Below are 21144 nucleotides of genomic sequence, written 5' to 3' on the forward strand. Positions count from 1 at the left end.
CAGGAAGCAACAGGTGTGCGGCGTCACAATGCGCCGATGTGGCCCTTGGTGTAGAGCCGCACCGTGATGTCCCGGCGCCCGGCGCTCTGGATATAGACCTTGGCCTGCAGGGTGCCGGGCTGACCGGTTCGGACCAGATCCAGGCCCAGGGCGCGGGTGGCGGCATCCTCGGGCGAATGGGCATCTACGACATGGCTTGGCGCATGCCCCGAGGCGTAAGGACGCAAATCCAGCACGGTATGACTCGATAGCATGACTGACCTCCGGTCCGGATGACGGGCAGCCAGCGAATGCTCGTTCACGCTGCCGTTGCCAGCACTCTAAACCAGAAAGCTCAATGTAATCAGTTCTGTACGATATAGTACAAATGCAAAACATGTGGACCTGTCGCCCCCGTCGCGTATAGATGGAGACTGGAAACCGGGAAGGCGCTGACCCATGTGGGACGGTACGAGAGAGCGCGCGGCGGCCGGTTGGGTGCTGGTTGTCGAAGACGACGTGCTCATCGCCATGACGGTGGAGGACATCGTGCGCGAACTCGGCTTCCGGCATGTCACGGTGGCCTATCACCATGGCCAGGCCCTTGAGGCCATCGCCATGTTCACACCCAGCCTGGCGGTGCTCGACATTACCCTGGCGGACGGGACCGACGATTTCTCGATTGCTGACGCGCTGTCGGCGCGTGGAGCGCCTTTCGTATTCTATAGCGGGCGTGGCGTGGCAGACCTGCCCGAACGGCACCGCCGCCGCCCCTTTGTCGGCAAGCCGGCGCCGGGCGACGTGTTGGCCGGTACGATCAGGCGGGCTCTGTCGAACTAGATGTCGCGCGCGGCTCTGGCGGCTGCAGCAGGCGGCGCTGTTCGCGTTCGGCAAGGCCATAGGCGCCGTTGGAGGCCTCAATCAGGCCGGGTCGATCGAGGATGATCACACTGCCCCGGCTGGAGCCGATCAGGCCACGCCCCTCCAGCACCTGCAAGGCCAGCGTCACGCCCGCCCGGCGCACGGCCAGCATGGTGGCGAGGAAGGCATGGGTGATGTTGAAGGATTCCCCAACCCGGTCGGCGACCATCAGCAACCAGCGCGCCAGGCGCTCCTCAAGCTTGGCATAGCCATTGGAGACGGAGGTTGCGGCCACCTGGATGTGGAAGGCGCGGGAATAGCGCATCAGGGCAAAGCTGAGGGTATCGCTCTGCTCCAGCGCCAGCTGCAGGCGCGCGGCCGGGATGCGAAAGCCATCGCCCTCGACCTGCATGAAGGTTTCAAAGGGGGTGCGGTCGTCGGCGCCGAGCAGCGAAATGGCCGTCATGCCCTCCGGCCCGATGATGCCGACTTCGATCTCGCGGCGGCCGGCATTCTGCGACACGACAGACGCCACACCGCGTTCGATGAAATAGACCCATTCAATTGGCGTATCGGGCTGCTCGAGCGTCTGCCGCAAAGGCAGGTCGACGGGTACCAAATTCCCAAGCAAAGCCAAGTCTGAGGGGGAGAGAGCAGATAGGAGGTGATTTCGAAACGATTGGTCGTTTTTGGTCAATGTGCTCTCCCGCAGAGGGAAGAGCTGCATAACTCCTCACCGTCCGTGTCCGATATCCGTACAGACGGTAAGGCAGCCTAACACGGCTAAGTTGAAGTTGCGAACTATTGGTACCAAAACGAACGCAGGGGATTACCCGGTTGTTTCCGCACGATAAGCGAGTGACACGCGGGCTCTGGTGGCCCCGAGTTCGTCGCGTACCATGATCGCCATGAGACGCTCGGCAGTGCCAATCAAGGTATCGGCAGCCAGTTCGGTCAGGGTCTGCGTGGCTTCCACGATAGCCGAAGCGACGTCAGTGAGATCGGCGCCAATCTCGTCCCGAGCCGCCCCCGATCCTTCGCCATTATCGTAGTCGAAGTAAAAGACTGGCATGGCTGACTCAACTGTCACGGGGTCCAGCTGCGCTGAATGTACCTTTTCGTACCATAGCGATATGGATTGACGTCCGCAACTATGGGTAAGCGCCATGAACGGGCGCCGGCGATCACAATATGGATGGGTGGGTGTTGTGCCGGGCTGGGCGGTATGCTGAGCGGGCGGGGAGGGCGCTCGGGTGGCACGGGCGCCTTGGGGGCCCATGCGCCTGGCACGGCGCCGTAGCGGCCGTGCCAGGTGATGCGAAGGCGGGTGCTAGAACTCGTTCCAGTCCTTGGCGATGGCAGCGCTGCCGGAGGAGAGATAGCTCCCCATGGCGGACTTGACGCGGGCCTGCATGCCGCGAACGCCACCCTGCTGAGGCTTGGCGGCAGCGGCCGGACGGGACGCAGCCTGGCTGGTCTTGCCGACAGTGAAGATCTCGACGATGCCGTCGACCTTTGACGCCTGGCTTTCGGTCTGCTCGATGGCAGCGTTCATCTCTTCGACCAGAGCCGCATTGTGCTGGGTCATTTCGTCCATCTGGCGCACGGCGATGGAGACTTCCTGGATGCCGCTGGCCTGTTCCTTGCTGTCGCGGGCAATGCCGTCCATCAGGCTGGTATTGGACCGGACGCTGTTGAGCATGGAGTCGAGCTTGGCAGCGGCGCTTGCCACCAGGGTGGTGCCGCCATGCACTTCGATGGCGCTCTGGTCGATCAGGACCTTGACCTCGGAGGAGGCGCTGGCGGCTGACTGGGCGAGGCGGCGGACTTCCACGGCAACCACGGCGAAACCCTTGCCGGCATCGCCGGCACGGGCCGCTTCCACCGAGGCGTTGAGCGCCAGAAGGTTGGTCTGGAAGGCGATGTCGTCGATCAGGCCGATGATATTGGAGATCTTGGAGGAGGAGGAGGTGATCCGCTCCATGGCGCCGGTTGCCTCGACCATGACGGCGCCGCCTTCTTCGGCGACCTTGGCGATCTGGTTGGCATTGTCGCTGGCTTCGCTGGCGCGCTGGGCGTTCTTGGTCACGGTATTGGCCAGCTGTTCCATGGCCGCCGAGGTTTCCTCGATGGTCGCGGCCTGCTTGGTGGTGCGCTCGGACAGGTCATTGGCGCCAGCCAGGATTTCGCCGGTGGCCAGCTTGAGGGCGTTGGAGGTTTCGCGCAGCTCGGAGACGATGTCACCGAGCTTGTCGGCCACGGCATTGGTATCGTTCTGCAGTTCGGCAAAGGCGCCGTGATAGGTGCCTTCCATGCGCTCGGTCAGGTCGGCATTGGCCAAGGCACCCAGCACCCGGCCGGCTTCGGTCAGGGCGCCATTGGTGGTTTCGAGCATGGCGTTGAAATTGGCCGAGATGCGGTCGATATCGGCATCGTTGAACTTGGCGTCGATGCGTCGGGTAAAGTCACCGGCCGAGGTGGCGTCGATGACGCTGTCAAAGGCTGCCTGGAACGATTCCATCATCCGGGCACGGGCGACGGACAGGGCAGAACGGGAGTCCTTTTCGGCCTCGGCGACGCGGACGGCCTGGGCATTGGTCTGGAAGACCTGCAGCGCCCGGGCCATCTGGCCGAGTTCGTGGGTCGGCTCGGTGCCGGCGATTTCCATGTCGATATCGCCGCCGGCCAGAGCCTGCATGGCCTGGGTCATGCGGATGATGACGCCGGACAACCAGCGCCCGGTAACATAGGCGGCAGCTACGCCGATCAGGATGCCGAGGCCGCTGATCGAGAGCACGAGCATGACCTGGAACTGCGCTGAGGCCGTAGCCACTGGCCCGATGGTATCCTGAACTTCCTGAGCCCTGTCGGCCATGGCGGAATAGATGTCGCCAATCTGCGGGCCGAGGGCGCGCAGCTCTTCTGCTTTGGCCGTTGCGGTAACGGTGTCGTTGGCCGCCTTGGCTGCAACAAGCTCATTGAAGCCAGCCAGATAGCTGTTGGCCAGTTCCGTCACGGTAGCGATGTCAGCGAGGCCCTCGGGATTATTGGCGAAGACGGCGAGCCCATCGGCATCGGTGGTGGCGACATCGGTTATCCACTCGATCATGCCCGCCTCCTCCTCCGGCGAGGAATCGATGAGATAGTTGAGGAAAGCGATGCGCGTGCTCGAAACGTCGGCGAGATAATCATTGATCTCGGAGTTTTGTTGGGCGGCGCCGCGATAGGTCTCGAACAGGCCGGCAGTGGTCTGAACGCCAACAAATCCCACGCCCCCCACTACGCCGAGCAAGAGTACCAGGGTGCCAAATGCCCCATAGATCCGGGCAGAAAGGCTGAGATTTGTCAGATTCATCATCGATCTCCAAAGAGTGTGTTGTCCTCAAATTACATTCCAAGGGTAAATTTAAGGTTGTGATTCGGTGATGATTGCCGCATTTGTGGGCATTTCCGGGCGGTCATGATGCCGAGGCTATGCTGTTGGTAGCGCCATAAATCCTTGCGGCCGCGCCCGGCCGGACGGTGGCTGGGCTTCACGAAGGGGCGATGCGACACCGTGTGGATTGCATTGGTGCGGAGAGCGGGTAGAACAGCAGCGCAATCTGGAGCGGCGATCGCGTGGAATTTTCTCTGCCATTGGTGTTCGGCGCGGGCGTCCTGAGCTTCCTGTCGCCCTGCGTGCTGCCGCTGGTGCCGCCCTATCTCACCTATATGAGCGGGGCGAGCTTCGACCAGCTGCGCGATGAAGGCACGACCGCTGGCGCGCTGCAGCGGCGCGTGGCCTTTACCTCGCTGTTCTTCATTCTCGGCTTTACCGTGGTGTTCGTCACGCTGGGCGCGACCGCGACCGCGTTTGGCCAGGTGTTCCGGCAGGCGCTGCCGATCCTGACGCCGCTGGCCGGCGTGCTGATCATCGCCATGGGGCTGCATTTCATCGGGGTGTACCGGATCGGGCTGCTCGACCGGCAGATGCGGCATCAGGGGCCGGGCGTGGCCAGCGGGCCGCTGGGGGGCTTCCTGCTGGGCCTGGCCTTTGCCATTGGCTGGACGCCGTGCATCGGGCCGGTGCTGGCGGCAGTGCTGTCGGTGGCGGCCAGCAAGGGCACGGCCTGGGAAGGCGCAGGGCTGCTGGGCCTTTATTCCCTGGGGTTGGGCGTGCCGTTCTTTCTGGCGGGCATCGCGGTGGGACCGTTCCTGGCGTTTTTCCAGGGGTTCAAGCGGCACCTGCACACAGTCGAGCGCGTGATGGGCGTCCTGCTGGTAGTCACCGGCGTGCTGTTCCTGACGGGCAATTTCAGCCGCCTGTCATACTGGTTCCTCGAAACCTTCCCGGCCCTGGCGAATTTCGGCTAGTAAGCCTGCCTTAACCCTGATCACAGAAGCGTGACATCGCCGCGCCTGGTTCAGCACTGGTTTACCCGGCAGGGGCACAGTGGTGGGCATGACTGAAGCTGCTGCACCAGCGCTGAACCCGTCGACACCGCTCCCGGCCGATCCGGCCGGCGCGATGCTGGCCGCTGCCAGTCTGTCGCAAGCCATCAGCGTGAGCGTGAGCCACAGCATTGGCGAGGTCGAAGAAATCTGGCGGGCGCTGACGGTCAAGACGATCGAGTCGCCGGGTCAGAGTTTTGATTTTATCCGCGCCTGGGTCACCCAGCGCGACATTGCCCCGAGCGCCCAGCACTATGTCGTCGGCCGGGTCGACGGCGTCGTCGTGGCGCTGCTGCCGCTGCACCGCCGGCGCGTCTATGGCATGCAGGTCCTGACCTGGTTTCCTGGCGCCCATGCGGGCTGCCACGCCCCGGTGGCCGACCATGACCGGCTGGCGGCGCTGGGACCGGCCGGCCGCCGGGCCCTGTGGGCGGCCATGACGGCGGCGCTGGGGCGCGGCGACGTGATCTATCTGCGCTCCATTCCCGCCAGAGTGGGCGGGCATGATGGCCTGTTTGACGAGCTGGGCACATCGCTGGCCGTCGAGACGCTCTACCGGTCCGAATATGCAAGCTGGGCAGAATGCGACAGGCTGCAGCGCAGCAAATCGCGGCGCAAGCACGACCGGCAGCAGGGCGATCGGCTCAATGCCATGGGCACTGTCAGCTTTGAAGAAATCGGCAATGGCGGCGAAACGCGCCAGGCCATCGACACCATGTTTCTCCAGCGATCGGCGCGGTTCAAGGCGATGGGGATCCGCGACACCTTCGTGCAGGACTGCCTGACCGGGTTTTACCAGCAGCTGGCGGGGCCGAGTTCGGGCGTCGATGTGCGGCTGCATATATTGCGGCTCGACGGCGCCATCGTCGCGGTGCGCTACAATGTCGTGCATGGGAACCGGATGTTCTGCCTGATCTCGTCGATGATCGACGATCCGACGATCCAGCACGGCTCGCCGGGCAAGCAGTGCCTGTTGCGGGTGATGCAGTGCGTGTTCGACCATGGCATTGCCGTCTTTGACATGGGCAGCGGCTTTACCGACGAGAAGCGGCACTGGTGCAATGTGCAACTGCCGCTGCGCCAGCATTATATCGGCCTGACCTGGCAGGGCATGCTGATCGTGGCGGTGCACCAGACTTTCCAGAAGACCAGGGCGCGGATCAAGGCCAACAAGCAGCTCAAATCGGCTTTCCGCGCCAGCCGGCTGCTGTTTGACCGGCTCAGTGGCGGGGCCGAAAGGCCGGTGTCGACAAGCGACAGCTTATAGCAGCTTAAGGCCGCACAGTTATGGGAGGCGGATAGCTCATTCCGTCATCACACTCTCGGCCCCGGTTGCGGTTGCTGCGATGGCCAACCCCGAGAGCTGTTACCTGGCCGAACTCTCGCCACGAGGTCTGGGTCGACATGAGGCGGTTTGGCACCCACCATCCCCTTCCACGCCAAGCGCGACGGCGCATAATGGGATTGAGCAGTCATGGCGCTGGCATGGTTCATGACGACCGCTACTTGCTCAGCCGTCATGCCCATGGCCATCATGTTCGCGCGCGCCTGATGTCGAACCGAGTATGCTGTGATCTGGCGGGAATTGCCGCCGACCGCTGGCCGGGCGAGACGAATGGCGCGTTGGCATCGGCTCAGCAGTGTGCGGTACGTTGCGCCCGCGGCGCGTTCGATCAATAGCAATTCGGCAATTCGCTTTAGCTCGGCAACGTCGAGTGCTGACAGATTATCACTTATGACCATTCTGACCCGCACCAAGCCTCTAGAATTCGTCTCAGAATATTTTGCGGATGTGATCCAGAGACGGCCATAAGGATCTAGGCGGAGGGTCAGGAACTCGCTGGGGCGCGTCGCCAGTTCAACACCGTATCTAAGCTGGGCTGCAGCAATACGGCGGATCGCTGTTGGGCGTTTTAACAGTTCGAAAACCAAAGAATTCAAGGTCTCCGGCTTCACTGTCTTGGCGCGACCAGCCGATGTCCTAAGTCTGGTCCTACCCTCCGACACTTGCATGGGTATCTGCTCACGCAGAAGCGCATCAATGCGCTCAATCATGTCGAGCTCGATCGCACCATCATCCCACTGGTCGCGCAAGTGCTGTCGGAAAGCAGCGTGATATTGTTTGAGCGAGCTTTTGCGCAAGCCGTTGGCGTAACCACCGAGATCGGCGGCGAGATCTAACGCCGAGACCACATTCAGCCCATGCTTTTTGCACCAGGTTTTGGCCATCCCGACATAGCGCTTGCGGTAGGCGGCTTCCGTTTTTGCGACGCGCGTCTGAACCCAGCCGCCCGCATCTGGCCGACGCAGGCATGCAGGGTAAGAAGCGCTTTCATACATTTTTTATCGAGCTGGCTATGTTACAGTTGAGACGAGCATAGCCGGCTAAGCAGCAAAAGTATCCCTCAATCCGACGTGCCGTGAGAGGCAGGCAGGGGCCCATTATCCGCAAGCTGCTCTCCAGACTTGCTATCGCAGCTGCGAGCTTAAGCTGCGCCATACGCAGAAATCTCGGCCACCAAATACGTGCGTTTCAGAAGCCCCAGTATCGCTGGGGCAATCAACCAATACTCTATCGGCTTGTGGGAAAGAGCTTGATTGGGATGAAGCTATGCATGGTGGCGGTGCCCTATGACGAGCCCGCTGCCGTCCATTCCGCGCATAGAACGCGATTGGTCCACCCTGTCACGCCGTTGAAGTGCGGCGGCGATCAGTCGGTTCTTCCTGTTGAAGAGGGGATGCTTGACCAGTTAATGCTCTTAAGGAAACCGGTTCCTGCAGCAGTCGATCAGGAGGCTTGATACGGTGGTCAGCGTCGATGCGATGACGGTCAAAGCGACAATACCGCTCGCATGATTTTGAGCTGTGCATTGATTGCTGCTCTCAGTCATTCGACTGTATCTGGGCGCGCCTTTGTAACGCTGCGGACGCGCCGAGAGAATTGAAAGTTGAAGCACTTCGTGCCGTTCGAACGTTACCGCTGCTCCCGATTTCAACGGTCTTGCACTCACCGTCGGTGACCGACCGGTGAAGATGCGGGGAGCTCGATCAGGCCGCGGCGAATTCGTCGGGCCATGCGCTCATCCAGCGGCCCGGATGGCCAGGGGGTTGAACAGGCCGGCGGGTGAGAGGGTGAAGACCTCGTTGCCGGTTTCGGTAATGCCGATGGAATGCTCGCACTGGGCAGACAGCGTGCGGTCGCGGGTGACGGCAGTCCAACCATCTGAGAGGATCTTCACGTCGGGTCGGCCCAGATTGATCATGGGCTCGATGGTGAAGATCATGCCGGGCTTGAGCGGCACGCCGGTGCCCGGCCGGCCGAAATGGAGGATATTGGGCTCGTCGTGGAACAGCTTGCCCAGGCCATGGCCGACAAAGTCGCGCACCACGCTCATGCGCTCCGCCTCGGCCAGCGACTGGATGGCATGGCCGATATCGCCGGTCGTGTTGCCGGGGATGGCGGCGGCCAGGCCGGCCTCGAGGCCGGCATAGGTGATTTCGATCAAGCGCTCGGCCTTGCGGGAAATTTCGCCCACCGGATACATGCGGCTGGAATCGCCGTGCCAGCCATCGACGACCAGGGTCAGATCGATATTGACGATGTCGCCCTCGCGCAAAGCCCGCTCGTCGGGAATGCCGTGGCAGACCACGTGATTGATCGAGGTGCAGAGCGCGTGGCGATAGCCCTTGTAGAAGATGGTCGCCGGGACGGCGCCGTTGTCACGGGCAAATTCATAGGCGACCTTGTCGATGGTCGAGGTGGGGACGCCCGGCTCGACATATTCGCTGAGGATATCGAGTGCCTGGGCCGTCAGCGCACCGGCGTTGCGCATGCCGGCAAAGCCTTCCGCGCCATGCAGCGGAATGACGCCGGGCGTGCGGCGGGCTTTGGCAGGTGCGTCGACAAAGGTAATCATCAAGAACTCCGGTTGCTGCAGCGAAAATAGTCGCTGCGGCGCGCAATGGGAAGGCCAACACGCTCGCTTGACGGCGCAATCGTGCAGGGGCATTGCTGAAGCCCTTCAGAGTCAGGACATATCATGCCCAGCGCAGACAGCGTAACCGCCGGCCTTCTGGTCATTGGCGACGAAATTCTCTCGGGGCGGACCAAGGACGTCAATATCGGCGCGACAGCGGATTTCTGCACCGACCTGGGCATCGAGCTCAAGGAAGTGCGCGTGGTCAGCGACGAGACCGACGAGATCGTGGACGCGATCAACGCCCTGCGGGCCCGCTATACCTATGTGTTCACCACCGGCGGCATCGGCCCGACGCATGATGACATCACCGCCGACGCCGTGGCCAAGGCGTTCGGGGTGGCGCTGCCGATCAATGCCCAGGCGCGCGAAATGCTCGAATCGCGCTGGCGGCAGACCGGCACCGAGGTCAACGAGGCGCGGCTGCGCATGGCGCGGATCCCCGAAGGGGCCGACCTGATCGTCAATTCGGTGAGCGCTGCGCCCGGTTTCCGCATCGGCAATGTGCATGTGATGGCCGGCGTGCCAGTGATCATGCGGGCCATGCTCGAAGCCCTGGTGCCCACGCTCAAGGGCGGCAAGAAGGTGCTGTCGGTCACCGTCAAGGCGGCGGTGGGCGAGGGCACGGTGGGCGGCCCGCTGGGCGCGCTGCAGGAAGAATATCCCGACGTGAAGATGGGCAGCTATCCGCAGATGGGGCATGACCGCATCATGACCGAGCTGGTGCTGCGCTCGACCGATGCGGCGCGGCTGGAAGAAGCGGCCGGCAAGGTGCGGGCCATGGTGGCGGCAGCTCATGCCAAGGCTGGCGTTGCCGCACCGGAAGAAGACTGATTGGCGCGACGCCTGCGCTTTGCTACACAACGGCCTTCCAGATTAAACCGGGCGCCCGGCGTCGGGGCAGGAGAGATGATTTGACCGATCCGAACCAGAAGTCGTTCCCGGTAACGTGGGACCAGTTCCACCGCGACAGCCGCGCTTTGGCCTGGCGCCTAGCGGCCCTGGGGCCATTCGATGCCGTGGTGGCGATTGCCCGCGGCGGCCTCGTGCCGGCGGCCATCGTGGCGCGCGAGCTCAATATCCGCACGGTCGAGACCGTGGCGGTCAAGAGCTATGACCACCAGAACAAGGGTGGCATCAAGGTGCTCAAGGAAATCAGCCCGTCGGTGCTCGACCTGGCCAAGACCGGCGCCAAGGTGCTGATCGTGGACGACCTGGTCGATACCGGCTCGACGGCGCGCGTGGTGCGCGACATGCTGCCGGGCGCGCATTTTGCGACCGTCTATGCCAAGCCCAAGGGCCGCGAGATGGTGGATACCTTCATCACGGAAGTCAGCCAGGATACCTGGATCTTCTTTCCGTGGGATCTGGACGTGGCCTATGTCGCCCCGATCAGCGGCGGCACGGACTAGGCTGCCGGGCCCGCACCAGGGGTGGGCGCAGGCGCTCCTCCGGGCCGGGTGGCGAGACAATGCGGGCGTGGTGAAACTGGTAGACACAAGGGCCTTAAAAGCCCTCGCCGCTAGGCGTACGGGTTCGATTCCCGTCGCCCGCACCAAGACAATGGCCGAGCGGCGTGGCCGCTCAGGCAGCGTCAGGCAGGGTTCGGTCAGTCAGCGACCGACCAGGCTGTCCTGCTGGTAGTCGGGCAGGGGCATGGGGGCCAGCTTGAGGCCGGCCGTCGGGGCCAGGCCGGAAATGGCGGCGCGCAGGATGGCTTCGTCAGACGGCGTCAGGTTGCCGAAATCGAGCAGATAGAGCAGCGCAGCGGCCGTGTCACGGGCAGTGCGGGCGGGCGGCGGGCTCTGCAGGGCCTCAAGGGCAGGACCATAGGAATTGCGCACCGATTCCACGCCGTCGGAGCCGTCGCGCATCAGGATCTCGTAATTGGCCACCTGGTTGCGGAATTCTGTGATGAGCGCGGCGAGGCTGGGGGTCTTGGTCTTCATGTGCGTTCCACGAGTTTGCGCGTCCACGGTTTGCGCGATAATGCTCACACACATGGTCGTGCCGACGGGGTCCGGAAACAAGTCAGGAAAAACCCCCGAACCGGGTGAGCCGGGCGCCGGACGAACCGACCTCAGGGCGGGTCGTGGCGGCGCCGGAAAAATTTTGGCCGACAGCAGAAGGATAGAACAAGATGATCGAGCGGATCGAGACGGGCATTGCGCCATCGGCGTCGCCAGTGAGCGACGCCATCAAGGCCGGACAGCAGGTATGGCTGGTGGCCATTGCCGAGGATCCGCAGAGCGGCGCGATCGTAGCAGGCGGCATCGAAGAGCAGACCAGGCGGACCCTGCAGAACCTCGATATCGCGGTGCGGGCCGCCGGCGGCACGCTGGCCAATATCGTGCAGGTACAGGTGTTCCTGATCGACAGCAGTGATGCCAAGGGGATGAACACGGTCTATGCCGAGTTCTTCCAGAAGCCCTATCCGGTGCGGGCGACGGTGGTGGTCAAAGAACTGCTGGCCGCGGGGCTGAAGGTGGAGATGCTGGCCACGGCGGTGGTGGGCTGATGCTGCTCAAGGCTGAACTGCTCGAACAGATCAAGGCCGGGAAGGTTGACCTGATCTTCCGCCGCTGGAGCCGACCGACGGTCAAGGCCGGGGGCACGCTCAAGACCAAAGTCGGGCTGCTCGCCATCAAGGCGATCACCGACATGGCACCCGAAGATGTCACCGCGGCCGAGGCGCAGCGCGCCGGGTTTGCCGACGTAACCGCCTTCCGCAAGTGGCTCGACACGATGAAGCCGGGGCATCTGTTCCAGCGCATCGAGGTCGGGTATCTCGGCGACGCCTAGAACGGCGTCGGCGCCACGAAGGTCATGAAGATGCCGGTGGTGGGGTGGGTGAAGCCGAGTTCGGCAGCGTGCAGCTGCAGGCGGTCGGCGGCTGCGAGGGCGTCGGCGTCGGCATAAAACACATCACCCAGAATCACATGGCCGATAGCCTTCATGTGGACCCTGAGCTGGTGGGTGCGCCCGGTCAGCGGGTGCAGGCGAACGCGGGTGGCATTGGCTTCGCGCTCGATGACCGTCCATTCGGTCTGCGAGGCCCGGCCATTGTCGAAGTCGACGCGCTGGCGCGGCTTGTTGAGCCAGTCGGTGGCCAGCGGCAGATCGACGAGGCCGGAATCCTCCTGCATGACCCCGGCGACGCGGGCGATATAGGATTTGGTGGTCTGGCGATGCTCGAACTGGCTGCCGATGCGGCCATGGGCGCGCTTGTTGAGCGCCATGACCAGAACGCCCGACGTGTCCTTGTCGAGGCGGTGGCACATGCCGGCGGTCGGCCAGGTCTGGCGGGCCCGGTGTTCGAGGCAATCCCACAGTGACGGATCCTTGCCGGGCACGCTGAGCAACCCGCTCTGCTTGTCGAATACGACGATGTCGTCGTCCTGGTGCAGAACGTTGAGATAGGGCTCAAGCGGGGGGAAATAATTGGTCAATGTTGGCATGGGTCCGAGCATGGCGCCCTGTAGCAGAAGCGCCGGGGTTTGGGCAAATGCCGCACCAGCGGCGCCTGGCAAGCCAGGACGGCGGGTGGCGGGCGCCTGGATCACAGACATGTGTGGGGAACGACCAGGGCGCCAGCCCGTTGTGTCTGTAGAACATTCACAGGAGACGACCATGCACAAGGATGAAGTCGAAGGCGCTGGCAAGCAGGCCAAGGGTGCGGTCAAGGATGCCGTTGGCGGTCTGACCGGCAATGAAAAGCTCCAGGCCGAAGGCAAGCTTGACAAGGTCGAGGGCAAGGTTCAGTCCAAGGTCGGCGAAGTCAAAGACGACGCCCGCGACGCGCTCAAGAAGTAAATTGCTCTCCGGCAATCAGAAAGCCGCCCCTTGGGGCGGCTTCTTTGCGTGCCGGCGTCGGTCATGCGCGTGTCGCAGGAGCCTGATTGTGCAGTAATTCCAGTGGAATGTGACAAGCGACATCCATATGGTCGGGCGATGGAGACGAAGATCTTTGATACCGCGCTGGGCTTGTTTGGGATCGGCTGGACCGATGCCGGGGTCGCCCGCGTGCAATTGCCGGGACTGGATCGGGACGCGCTGGCCGCGCGGATCAATCGCGATGGCGCCGTGCCCGGCGTGCCGAACCGGCGCGTTGAAGCGGTAATCGAGCGGATCGAGGATTATGCCGCGGGCGAGCGCGTGGCGTTCAGTGCCGCCGATGTCGACCTGGCGGGTGTGCCGGAATTTCACCGCCGGGCCTATCAGGCTTTGCTGGCATTCGGCTGGGGGCAGACCACCAGCTATGGCGAACTGGCGCAGGCCCTGGGCGACAGGACGCTGGCGCGGGCCGTGGGGCAGGCGATGGGCGCCAATCCTGTGCCACTGCTCGTGCCCTGTCATCGGGTTCTGGCCAGCACTGGCAAGCCGGGCGGGTTTTCGGCGCCCGGCGGCGCGGGGTCCAAAGTGCGCATGCTGGCGCTGGAGGGCGTGTCGGTAGGTGCGCCGGCCGGCCAGATGGCCTTCGGGTTTTGAGCATGGGATTTGGCTTCACCCATCACGCCGGTATTCAGGCGCAGGTTCGGGCGATCGCCGTCGAGCAGATCGCGGAGGCGCTGGCCGCGTGCCGCGGCGACGACGACCTGGACAAGGTGGTGCATGGACTGCGGCGGCGCTGCAAGCGGCTGCGGGGGCTGATGCGGCTGATCGAGCCGCATTTCAAGCTGGCAAAGCGGGAGGACCAGTGTTTCCGCGATGCCGCGCGATGCCTCTCTGGCACGCGGGACGCAGCGGTGATGGTGGAAACCTTTGCCGATCTGCTGGCGGCCGAGGGCCAGCGGGATGGCGGTGGGCGGTTCGATCCGGACCGGGGCGCGGTACTGGCGCAATGGCTTGCTGGCCGGGTTGACCAGAAGCAGACGGAAGGCGACAGGGCCGCCTTGCTCGCGCCATTCGTCGCGCTGTTCGAGGCGGCAGGGAAACGCGCCAGGCGCTGGTCGCTATCGGGGCAGGGCTTCGCGCAGATCGGCGATGGACTGCAAGACAGCTATCGGGCGATGCGCGACGAATTGCGGCGGGCCGAGGCCGAGCCGACAGCGGCCGTGCTGCATGACTGGCGCAAGCACACCAAATATCACTGGCACCATGTCAGCCTGTTGCAGGCAGCGGCACCCGATCTGCTGCGGCCGCGCAAGGAGTCACTTGACCGGTTGGGCGAAATGCTTGGCGACCACCACAACCTTGCGGTGCTCGACGACCTGCTGGCGGGGCAGGACGATATAAAAGGGGTTCGCCAGGCCATTGCGGCGCGGCAGGATGTGCTGACGGCTGGCGCCCTGACACTGGGGCGGCAATTGGCGGCCGAAAAACCCGTCGCGCTGCGCGATCGCTTCGAGCATTATTGGCACTTGCTGCCAGGGAAGGCCTAGACGTGGCAGAAGAGATTGAGCGCAAGTTCCTCGTGGTGTCGGATGGATGGAAGCCTCTGGTCACGTCCAGCTCGCTGTTGCGACAAGGCTATCTGTCATCCAATGCCAAGGCGACCGTGCGGGTGCGGACATGGGACGACCAGAAGGCCCGGCTGACGCTGAAGGGCGCGTCCCGGGGCATGGTCCGGGCCGAGTATGAGTACGACATCCCGATCAGCGATGCGCTGGAAATGCTGGCCATGGCCGAGCCGCATGTGCTGGAAAAGCGCCGCCACCTGGTGCCGTTCGGGGGGCTGCTGTGGGAGATCGACGTGTTCGAGGGGCGGCATGAAGGACTCATCATTGCCGAGGTGGAACTCGACGATGAAAACCAGGTCGTCGTCCTACCCGACTGGGTCGGGACGGAAGTGACCGATGACGACCGCTATTACAATGCCAGCCTGTCGCGCAGTGACGCGATCCCCGCGCCCGGGCCCGCCTGAGGCGCTGCCGGCAGGCGGAGGAGACGTCGTTCACGGCGTGATGAACGGTGTGTTCAGAGTCAGAATACCCGCCTATCCCATTGAAATTCTTCGCTTTCGTTCCCATGTGAGGGGCTGAAAAGGAGAATATGATGTCCCAGGATTTTACCGGCAAAGTGGCTTTCGTGACCGGCGGTGCTTCCGGCATCGGTGCGGCCGTGGCGCGCCAACTGGCGGCCCGCGGCGCCAAGGTGGTTGTGGCCGATCTCAAGCTGGAGCCGGCGCAGAAGCTGGTCGATGAGATTGTCGCCGCCGGCGGCCTTGCCACGGCGGTGGCGGTTGACGTCGGTCAGCCCGAGCAGGTGGAGAAGGCGATCCAATTCGCCGTGGACACCTATGGTGGTCTGCACCTGGCGGTGAACAATGCCGGCATTGGCGGCGTAGCCAAGCCGACGGCCGACTATACGCTGGAGGAGTGGCGCAACGTGGTCGAGATCGACCTCAACAGCGTGTTCTATTCGACCAAGTATGAGATCCCGGCCCTGCTGGCCAGCGGCGGGGGCGCCATCGTCAACATGGCGTCGATCCTGGGCACCAATGGCTTTGCCAGCGCGCCGGCCTATGTGTCGTCCAAGCATGGCGTGGTCGGGCTGACCAAGGCGACGGCCATCGACTATGCCAAGCAGGGCATCCGCGTGAACGCGGTTGGACCCGGCTTCATCGAGACGCCGCTGCTGGGCGACAATATGGACAGCGAGGCCATCAAGGGGCTGCGCGGTCTGCATCCCATGGGTCGGCTGGGCACAGCCGATGAGGTTGCAGCGCTGACGCTGTTCCTGCTGTCGGACGATGCCTCGTTCATCACCGGCAGCTATCACCTGGTGGATGGCGGCTACGCCGCGCAGTAAGCGGCGGATCAAAGCAACAAGGCGGGTCTTCGGGCCCGCCTTTTTTGTTGCCTCGTGCCCGGTTGGCATGGATAGAGGGGCGTACAGCACAAAGCCCGAGTCATGACCAAAGCCAATTCCAGCGCTGCCCTGTGGCTCGCGACATTTTCCCTGATGGTGATGGCCGGCATGTCCGCAGCCATCCACGAAGCCGCCAAGGTGGCGCCGGTGGGGCAATTGGTGTTCTGGCGCAGCTTTGTAGCGCTGCTGCCGATCGTGAGCTATGTGGCGCTGCGCGGCCAGCTGGGCCTGTCCCTGCGCACAAAGGTGCCGCACAAGCACCTGATCCGCGGGCTGCTGGGCTGCGCGGTGATGTTTTTCTCGTTCATTTCGCTGGCCTATCTGTCGGTCGGCATGGCGACGGCGCTGAGCTATCTGGCGCCGATGCTGTCGATCGTGGCGGCCATGGCGCTGCTGCGCGAGCGCCCGGGCGCGGTGATCTTTGTCGGCGTGGTGCTTGGTTTCCTGGGCATCGTGTTGATGGTCTATCCGTCCCTGGTTGGCGACAGCGTACGCGATGGCACGCTGATCGGAGTAGCGGCCGGGCTGGCCATGGCAGCGACCAATGCGTTGTCGCGGGTACAGGTGAAAGATCTGACGCGCACCGATCCGCCGGCCAGCATCGCGCTGTCCTTTGCGGTTATCTGCAGCGTGGTGGGCCTGGCGACGATGGCTTTTGGCTGGGCCGAGCTCGACGGCAGGGCCTTTGCGCTGCTGATCGGCGCGGGGCTGCTCGGCGGCATGGGGCATGTACTGATGATGGAGGCGGTAGCCCGGGCGCCGGTGTCGCTGCTGGCCGCCTATGAGTATAGCGGCATTGTCTGGGCGTTCCTGTTCGACGTGACGCTGCTGGGCGTGGCGCTCGACGCCTGGTCGGTGGCAGGCGCGCTGGTGGTGGTGTTGGCGGCGGCCCTGGTGGCCTATGGGCAGGGGCGGTTCAGCGCCAAGCTGGTGGCGGTTTCTTAGGGACGCTGGGAGGGCCCGCAGTTTGGATCAATAGCGGCGCCGACGCGTTGCCCTGCAAAGGGGAAAACAACGCCATGGATATCCTGCCGCCAGAGCTGCTACATCTTATCACCAGGACGATCGAATGGTGCGGCATCGCCATTATTGTCGGCGGGCTGGTATTCGGCACGCTGCGGTTTGCGGTGCTTGCCGTAACGGGGCAGGCCGACGCGCCCGGCTTTCGGCGCTATCGGGCCGATATCGGCCGCGGGATACTGCTCGGCCTCGAATTTCTGGTGGCCGCCGATATCATCGCCACCGTGGCGCTTGAGCCCAGTCTTGAAAGCCTGGCGGTACTGGCCGGCATCGTCATCATCAGGACGTTTCTGAGTCTGTCGCTGGAGGTCGAGGTCTCCGGTCGCTGGCCCTGGCAGCAGCCCCCGACGGAAGTCCGGGAGCGGCAAAGCACCAAGTGATGCGATTGCCCGGGCCTGATGCGCATGCGGTGCCCCGGAGGGGCGCGGCCTCGACGCTGGCCGCATTTGACTATACCTGGATCACCTGGGCCCTATTATCGAACAGCCGGCGCGCGTGGCGCGAGCAGGAGAGAGACTATGCTGATCAATGCAGCCGATTTCGAGGCCATCAAGGCGGGGCGGGTGGACACGGCGTTTCGCCGCTGGGTGCGGCCCAGCGTCAAGGCGGGCGGCACGCTGACAACAGCGGCCGGCGTGCTGGCCATCGAGGCCGTGGAGGCTGTGGCGTTGAACGGGGTGACCGAGCAGGATCTCAAGCGGGCGGGATTTGCCGACCGGGCGGCACTCGACGCCATGCTGGGCAACCGCACGGGCACGCTGCATCGGATTCGCCTGCGCTATGTGGGGGCCGATCCGCGCGCCGCCTTGCGCGAAGCCAGTGCGCTGTCCGAGGCGGATGCAGCTGAACTGACCCAGACGATCGAACGGATGGACGGGGCGACGCCTTGGGTGCGGGCTACGCTGGAACTGATCGGGGAGCGGCCCGGCGCGCCGGCCCAGGAGCTGGCCGAAGTGCTGGAGCGGGACAAGACCAAGTTCAAGGGCAATGTCCGCCGGCTCAAGTCGCTCGGCCTGACGGAAAGCCTTGCCGTGGGCTACAAGCTGTCGCGACGGGGCGAGGCCTGGCTGAGCCGGGCTACTGCCAGCGCTTGAAACTCTTGAGGTGCCCCAGGGCGCCGACGGCGGTGCGCACGATCTTGTCGACGCTGTCGGTGACCGGGACCACGAGGACGTTCTCGCTGGCCGGGTCGGGGACTTCGAGCGTGGCGAACTGGCTGTCGAGCAGGCTGGTGGGCATGTATTCGTGGCTGCGCCTGGCCATGCGCTCGGCGATCACCTCGCGGCTGCCGTCGAGATAGACGAAGAGGACCGGCTCGCCGGCCTTTTGCGTGATGAAATCGCGATAGGCGCGCTTGAGGGCGGAGCAGGCGCCGACGGCGACGCCCTTTTTCTCAGCGGCTTCCTGCAGCGCGGCCGATAGAGCATGCAGCCAGGGCCAGCGATCGTCATCGGTCAGCGGGGTGCCGGCGCGCATTTTTTCGACATTGGCGGGGGGGTGATACTGGTCGCCATCAAGGAAGGGCGCGTGCAAAGCCCGGCCGAGCGCCGCGCCGACGGTGGACTTGCCCGATGAGCTGACGCCCATGACGATGATGATGCGCGCGGGGGTGGTGCTCATGGCTCACACCGTCGCCGTGAAGGCGCCATCGACATAGAGGATGTGGCCGTTGACGAAGGCCGATGCGTCCGAGGCCAGGAAGACCACGGCGCCGCCGAGTTCTTCCGGCTTGCCCCAGCGGCCCATGGGGGTGCGGGTTTCGACCCAGTCATTGAACTTGGCGTCCTTGACCAGGGCCTCATTCAGTTCGGTGGCGAAATAACCCGGCGCAATGCCGTTGACGTTGAGGCCGTGGCGCGCCCAGTCGACGGCCATGCCGCGCGTCAGATTAGCCACGGCGGCCTTGGAGGCGGCGTAGGGGGCGATGGCCGCGCGTGAAACGCCCGACATCACCGAGCAGGTATTGATGATGCGGCCATGGCCGCGGGCGATCATGTACCGCGACACGGGCTGGCTGACATTGAAGACCGAGGTCAGGTTGGTGGTGATCAGCTGGTCGAACTTGTCGGGCGGAAAGGCCTCAAGGCTCGAGCGGAACTGCATGCCCGCATTGTTGACCAGGATATCGATGGGGCCGATTTCGTCTTCGATATGGGAGATGGCCTCGTTGGTGCTTTCCCGATTGGTGACATCGAAGGCCACGGCCTTGACGCTGGCGCCGGTGGCGGCGAGGTCCTGGGCAGCGGCGCCAAGTGCCACGGCGTCGCGGGCATTGAGGACGATAGCAGCACCCGCCTCGGCCAGCGCCTTGGCCATGGCGAGGCCGAGACCCCGGCTGGAGCCGGTGACCAGGGCGCGCTTGCCCGTCAGATCGAAGGGAGAGGACATCAGGGGGTCTCCGGATAGAGGGCAAAGCGGGAAGGCTTGCCTGCCTTAGCAAGAAAAACTACCATACAAGACAGTGATTTTGGCCCAATTTTGCTTGAAGACGGCTTTCTTCAGGCGGCGTATTGTGGTCAGGTTCGCCGCCGCGCGGCAGGCGTTGCGCGCATCTTATGCGAAATTCTCGGAAGGACTGCTAGTATGTCGACAGCGGATATCGGCCTGATCGGCCTTGCTGTGATGGGCTCCAATCTGGCCCTCAACATCGCCGAAAAAGGCTACACCATTGCTGTCCACAACCGCACGGCGTCCAAGATCGACGACTTCGTGGTCACGGCCAAGGAACAGGGTCTCGACGGCAAGGTGATCCCCAAGGCGGATCTGACCGACTTCATCCAGGCCATCAAGGCGCCGCGCTCGATCATCATCATGGTCAAGGCCGGCAAGCCGGTCGACGAGATGATCGAGCAGCTGCTGCCGCTGCTCGATAAGGGCGACGCGATCATCGAATGCGGCAATTCCCTGTTTACCGACACGCAGCGGCGCTTTGACTATCTCAAGCCCAAGGGCATTGGCTATCTCGGCGTCGGCGTATCGGGCGGCGAAGAGGGCGCGCGCCACGGTCCCTCGATCATGGTGGGCGGCTCCAAGGAGCAGTGGCACAATGCCGAGCCCGTGCTGACGGCGATTGCCGCCAAGTTCAATGGCGAGAGCTGCTGCGCCTATCTGGGTGAGGGCGGCGCCGGCCACTTCGTCAAGACCATCCACAATGGCATCGAATATGGCGACATGCAGATGATCGCCGAAGTCTATGGCGTGATGCGCGATGGCCTGGGCATGACCGCGGGCGAATGCGCCGACGTGTTCAAGGAATGGAACAAGGGTCCGCTCAACTCCTACCTGATCGAGATTACCGGCCATGTGCTGGCCGCAGTCGACGGCGAGAGCGGCAAGCCGCTGGTCGAGCTGATTCTGGACAAGGCAGGCCAGAAGGGCACCGGCGTCTGGTCGGCCATTGCGGCCCAGCAGATGGGCGTGCCGGCGACGGCCATCGAGGGCGCCGTGGCGGCCCGCTCGATCTCGTCGCGCAAGGATGAGCGCGTGGCGGCCGAAGCGCTCTATGGCAAGCCGAACCGCGCCAAGACCGATGTGACGCTGGCCGACCTCGAGCAGGCTTTGCTGGCCGGCAAGATCGTGTCCTATGCCCAGGGCTTTGCGGTTATCGCCAAGGCCAGCGAAGAAAATGGCTGGGCGCTGCCGCTGGCCACGATCGCCAAGATCTGGCGCGCCGGCTGCATCATCCGCTCGCGCTTCCTCGACCAGATGTCGGAAGCCTATGCCAAGGGCGGCAATGTCAATCTGCTGGTGGTGCCGGACTTCGTGGCGCTGATGCAGGATGCGCATCCGTCGCTGCGGAAGGTCGTTGCTGCGGCTGCCGTCGGTGAATTCCCGATGATCTGCCTATCGGCGGCGCTGAGCTATTTCGACAGCTATCGCCAGGCGCGCGGCACGGCCAACCTGATCCAGGGTCAGCGCGACTTCTTCGGCGCGCATGGCTTCGAGATCGTCGGCCGCAGCACCGACCTGCATGGCACCTGGCCATCGACGCTGGGCAAGTAGGCCTGGTGATGATTTAACGGGGGCGCCAATCGCAGGATCGGCGCCCCTTTTGCATTTCTACTGG

26 protein-coding genes and 1 tRNA gene are annotated in these 21144 nt (G+C 63.9%); 17 read left to right on the plus strand and 10 right to left on the minus strand.

Annotated features, from left to right (window positions below; translation table 11 throughout):
* Window positions 1-23: 23 nt before the first annotated feature.
* Window positions 24-254, minus strand: a complete 231-nt coding sequence (locus tag GDR53_RS15735; RefSeq protein ID WP_193335400.1) for a hypothetical protein — start codon at window positions 252-254, stop codon at window positions 24-26.
* Window positions 255-438: 184 nt separating this feature from the next.
* On the opposite strand from GDR53_RS15735, the gene GDR53_RS15740 reads away from it, so the two are divergent.
* Entirely contained in the window at window positions 439-819 is a 381-nt protein-coding gene (locus GDR53_RS15740) for a response regulator (RefSeq protein ID WP_193335401.1), read from the plus strand.
* On the opposite strand, the gene GDR53_RS15745 is transcribed toward GDR53_RS15740, so the two are convergent.
* The 3 genes from GDR53_RS15745 to GDR53_RS15755 all read right to left on the minus strand — a co-directional run bounded on the left by GDR53_RS15745 (window position 797) and on the right by GDR53_RS15755 (window position 4195).
* Complete coding sequence (locus GDR53_RS15745) at window positions 797-1459, minus strand: Crp/Fnr family transcriptional regulator (RefSeq protein ID WP_232846644.1); 663 nt, start codon at window positions 1457-1459, stop codon at window positions 797-799. The two genes, GDR53_RS15740 and GDR53_RS15745, sit on opposite strands and share 23 nt — an antisense overlap.
* 210 nt (window positions 1460-1669) lie before the next feature.
* Window positions 1670-1912, minus strand: coding sequence for a DUF6894 family protein (locus GDR53_RS15750; protein ID WP_193335403.1), 243 nt, complete (start codon window positions 1910-1912; stop codon window positions 1670-1672).
* Between the two features lie 258 nt (window positions 1913-2170).
* A complete protein-coding gene (locus GDR53_RS15755; protein ID WP_232846645.1) occupies window positions 2171-4195 on the minus strand; it encodes a methyl-accepting chemotaxis protein in 2025 nt (674 codons plus the stop codon).
* 263 nt (window positions 4196-4458) lie between these two features.
* Between GDR53_RS15755 and GDR53_RS15760 the strand changes: the two genes are divergently transcribed.
* Both GDR53_RS15760 and GDR53_RS15765 read left to right on the plus strand, forming a co-directional pair.
* Entirely contained in the window at window positions 4459-5193 is a 735-nt protein-coding gene (locus tag GDR53_RS15760) for a cytochrome c biogenesis CcdA family protein (protein ID WP_193335405.1), read from the plus strand.
* 88 nt (window positions 5194-5281) lie between these two features.
* Window positions 5282-6538 carry a GNAT family N-acetyltransferase gene (locus tag GDR53_RS15765; RefSeq protein ID WP_193335406.1) on the plus strand — a complete coding sequence of 419 codons (1257 nt, stop codon included), beginning with the start codon at window positions 5282-5284 and terminating at the stop codon, window positions 6536-6538.
* Between the two features lie 47 nt (window positions 6539-6585).
* Here GDR53_RS15765 and GDR53_RS15770 read toward each other — a convergent pair whose 3' ends face one another.
* Together GDR53_RS15770 and map are read right to left on the minus strand one after the other, a co-directional pair.
* On the minus strand, window positions 6586-7611 hold the full coding sequence (locus GDR53_RS15770) for a hypothetical protein (RefSeq protein WP_193335407.1): 1026 nt from the start codon (window positions 7609-7611) through the stop codon (window positions 6586-6588).
* Between the two features lie 740 nt (window positions 7612-8351).
* On the minus strand, window positions 8352-9185 hold the full coding sequence (gene map, locus GDR53_RS15775; RefSeq protein WP_193338126.1) for a type I methionyl aminopeptidase: 834 nt from the start codon (window positions 9183-9185) through the stop codon (window positions 8352-8354).
* Window positions 9186-9311: 126 nt separating this feature from the next.
* On the opposite strand from map, the gene GDR53_RS15780 reads away from it, so the two are divergent.
* From GDR53_RS15780 to GDR53_RS15790, 3 genes are all read left to right on the plus strand, one after another.
* Window positions 9312-10082 carry a competence/damage-inducible protein A gene (locus tag GDR53_RS15780; protein ID WP_193335408.1) on the plus strand — a complete coding sequence of 257 codons (771 nt, stop codon included), beginning with the start codon at window positions 9312-9314 and terminating at the stop codon, window positions 10080-10082.
* A gap of 80 nt (window positions 10083-10162) precedes the next feature.
* On the plus strand, window positions 10163-10660 hold the full coding sequence (gpt, locus tag GDR53_RS15785) for a xanthine phosphoribosyltransferase (protein WP_193335409.1): 498 nt from the start codon (window positions 10163-10165) through the stop codon (window positions 10658-10660).
* Window positions 10661-10721: 61 nt separating this feature from the next.
* Window positions 10722-10806 (plus strand) — tRNA-Leu (locus GDR53_RS15790).
* A gap of 55 nt (window positions 10807-10861) precedes the next feature.
* Here the strand turns inward: GDR53_RS15790 and GDR53_RS15795 are convergent.
* A complete protein-coding gene (locus GDR53_RS15795) occupies window positions 10862-11197 on the minus strand; it encodes a hypothetical protein (RefSeq protein ID WP_193335410.1) in 336 nt (111 codons plus the stop codon).
* 191 nt (window positions 11198-11388) lie between these two features.
* On the opposite strand from GDR53_RS15795, the gene GDR53_RS15800 reads away from it, so the two are divergent.
* Entirely contained in the window at window positions 11389-11766 is a 378-nt protein-coding gene (locus GDR53_RS15800) for a RidA family protein (RefSeq protein WP_193335411.1), read from the plus strand.
* Complete coding sequence (locus GDR53_RS15805; RefSeq protein ID WP_193335412.1) at window positions 11766-12050, plus strand: ASCH domain-containing protein; 285 nt, start codon at window positions 11766-11768, stop codon at window positions 12048-12050. Before GDR53_RS15800 ends, GDR53_RS15805 begins: the two co-directional genes overlap by 1 nt.
* On the opposite strand, the gene GDR53_RS15810 is transcribed toward GDR53_RS15805, so the two are convergent.
* Window positions 12047-12706 carry an RluA family pseudouridine synthase gene (locus GDR53_RS15810; protein WP_232846837.1) on the minus strand — a complete coding sequence of 220 codons (660 nt, stop codon included), beginning with the start codon at window positions 12704-12706 and terminating at the stop codon, window positions 12047-12049. The genes GDR53_RS15805 and GDR53_RS15810 overlap by 4 nt on opposite strands.
* A gap of 172 nt (window positions 12707-12878) precedes the next feature.
* On the opposite strand from GDR53_RS15810, the gene GDR53_RS15815 reads away from it, so the two are divergent.
* The 8 genes from GDR53_RS15815 (at window position 12879) to GDR53_RS15850 (ending at window position 18172) form a co-directional block, all read left to right on the plus strand.
* Window positions 12879-13061, plus strand: coding sequence for a CsbD family protein (locus GDR53_RS15815; protein WP_193335414.1), 183 nt, complete (start codon window positions 12879-12881; stop codon window positions 13059-13061).
* Between the two features lie 138 nt (window positions 13062-13199).
* Window positions 13200-13736, plus strand: coding sequence for a methylated-DNA--[protein]-cysteine S-methyltransferase (locus GDR53_RS15820; RefSeq protein ID WP_193335415.1), 537 nt, complete (start codon window positions 13200-13202; stop codon window positions 13734-13736).
* Window positions 13737-13738: 2 nt separating this feature from the next.
* Window positions 13739-14629: a CHAD domain-containing protein gene (locus GDR53_RS15825; protein WP_193335416.1), complete on the plus strand. Its 891-nt coding sequence runs from the start codon at window positions 13739-13741 to the stop codon at window positions 14627-14629.
* Between the two features lie 2 nt (window positions 14630-14631).
* Window positions 14632-15111 (plus strand): CYTH domain-containing protein, encoded by a 480-nt coding sequence (locus GDR53_RS15830; RefSeq protein WP_193335417.1) that lies wholly within the window; start codon window positions 14632-14634, stop codon window positions 15109-15111.
* Between the two features lie 131 nt (window positions 15112-15242).
* Window positions 15243-15998: an SDR family NAD(P)-dependent oxidoreductase gene (locus tag GDR53_RS15835; RefSeq protein WP_193335418.1), complete on the plus strand. Its 756-nt coding sequence runs from the start codon at window positions 15243-15245 to the stop codon at window positions 15996-15998.
* A gap of 102 nt (window positions 15999-16100) precedes the next feature.
* Window positions 16101-17003: a DMT family transporter gene (locus GDR53_RS15840; protein ID WP_193335419.1), complete on the plus strand. Its 903-nt coding sequence runs from the start codon at window positions 16101-16103 to the stop codon at window positions 17001-17003.
* 74 nt (window positions 17004-17077) lie between these two features.
* Entirely contained in the window at window positions 17078-17458 is a 381-nt protein-coding gene (locus GDR53_RS15845) for a DUF1622 domain-containing protein (RefSeq protein WP_193335420.1), read from the plus strand.
* A 138-nt stretch (window positions 17459-17596) separates the two neighbouring features.
* On the plus strand, window positions 17597-18172 hold the full coding sequence (locus tag GDR53_RS15850) for a hypothetical protein (protein ID WP_193335421.1): 576 nt from the start codon (window positions 17597-17599) through the stop codon (window positions 18170-18172).
* Here the strand turns inward: GDR53_RS15850 and GDR53_RS15855 are convergent.
* Together GDR53_RS15855 and GDR53_RS15860 are read right to left on the minus strand one after the other, a co-directional pair.
* Window positions 18156-18698 carry a gluconokinase gene (locus tag GDR53_RS15855; RefSeq protein ID WP_193335422.1) on the minus strand — a complete coding sequence of 181 codons (543 nt, stop codon included), beginning with the start codon at window positions 18696-18698 and terminating at the stop codon, window positions 18156-18158. The two genes, GDR53_RS15850 and GDR53_RS15855, sit on opposite strands and share 17 nt — an antisense overlap.
* A gap of 3 nt (window positions 18699-18701) precedes the next feature.
* Window positions 18702-19466, minus strand: coding sequence for an SDR family oxidoreductase (locus GDR53_RS15860; protein ID WP_193335423.1), 765 nt, complete (start codon window positions 19464-19466; stop codon window positions 18702-18704).
* Between the two features lie 195 nt (window positions 19467-19661).
* Between GDR53_RS15860 and gndA the strand changes: the two genes are divergently transcribed.
* Window positions 19662-21080: an NADP-dependent phosphogluconate dehydrogenase gene (gene gndA / locus GDR53_RS15865; protein WP_193335424.1), complete on the plus strand. Its 1419-nt coding sequence runs from the start codon at window positions 19662-19664 to the stop codon at window positions 21078-21080.
* The last annotated feature ends 64 nt before the right edge of the window (window positions 21081-21144 follow it).

The sequence above is a fragment of the Devosia beringensis genome, from assembly GCF_014926585.1.
Lineage (GTDB): Bacteria > Pseudomonadota > Alphaproteobacteria > Rhizobiales > Devosiaceae > Devosia > Devosia beringensis.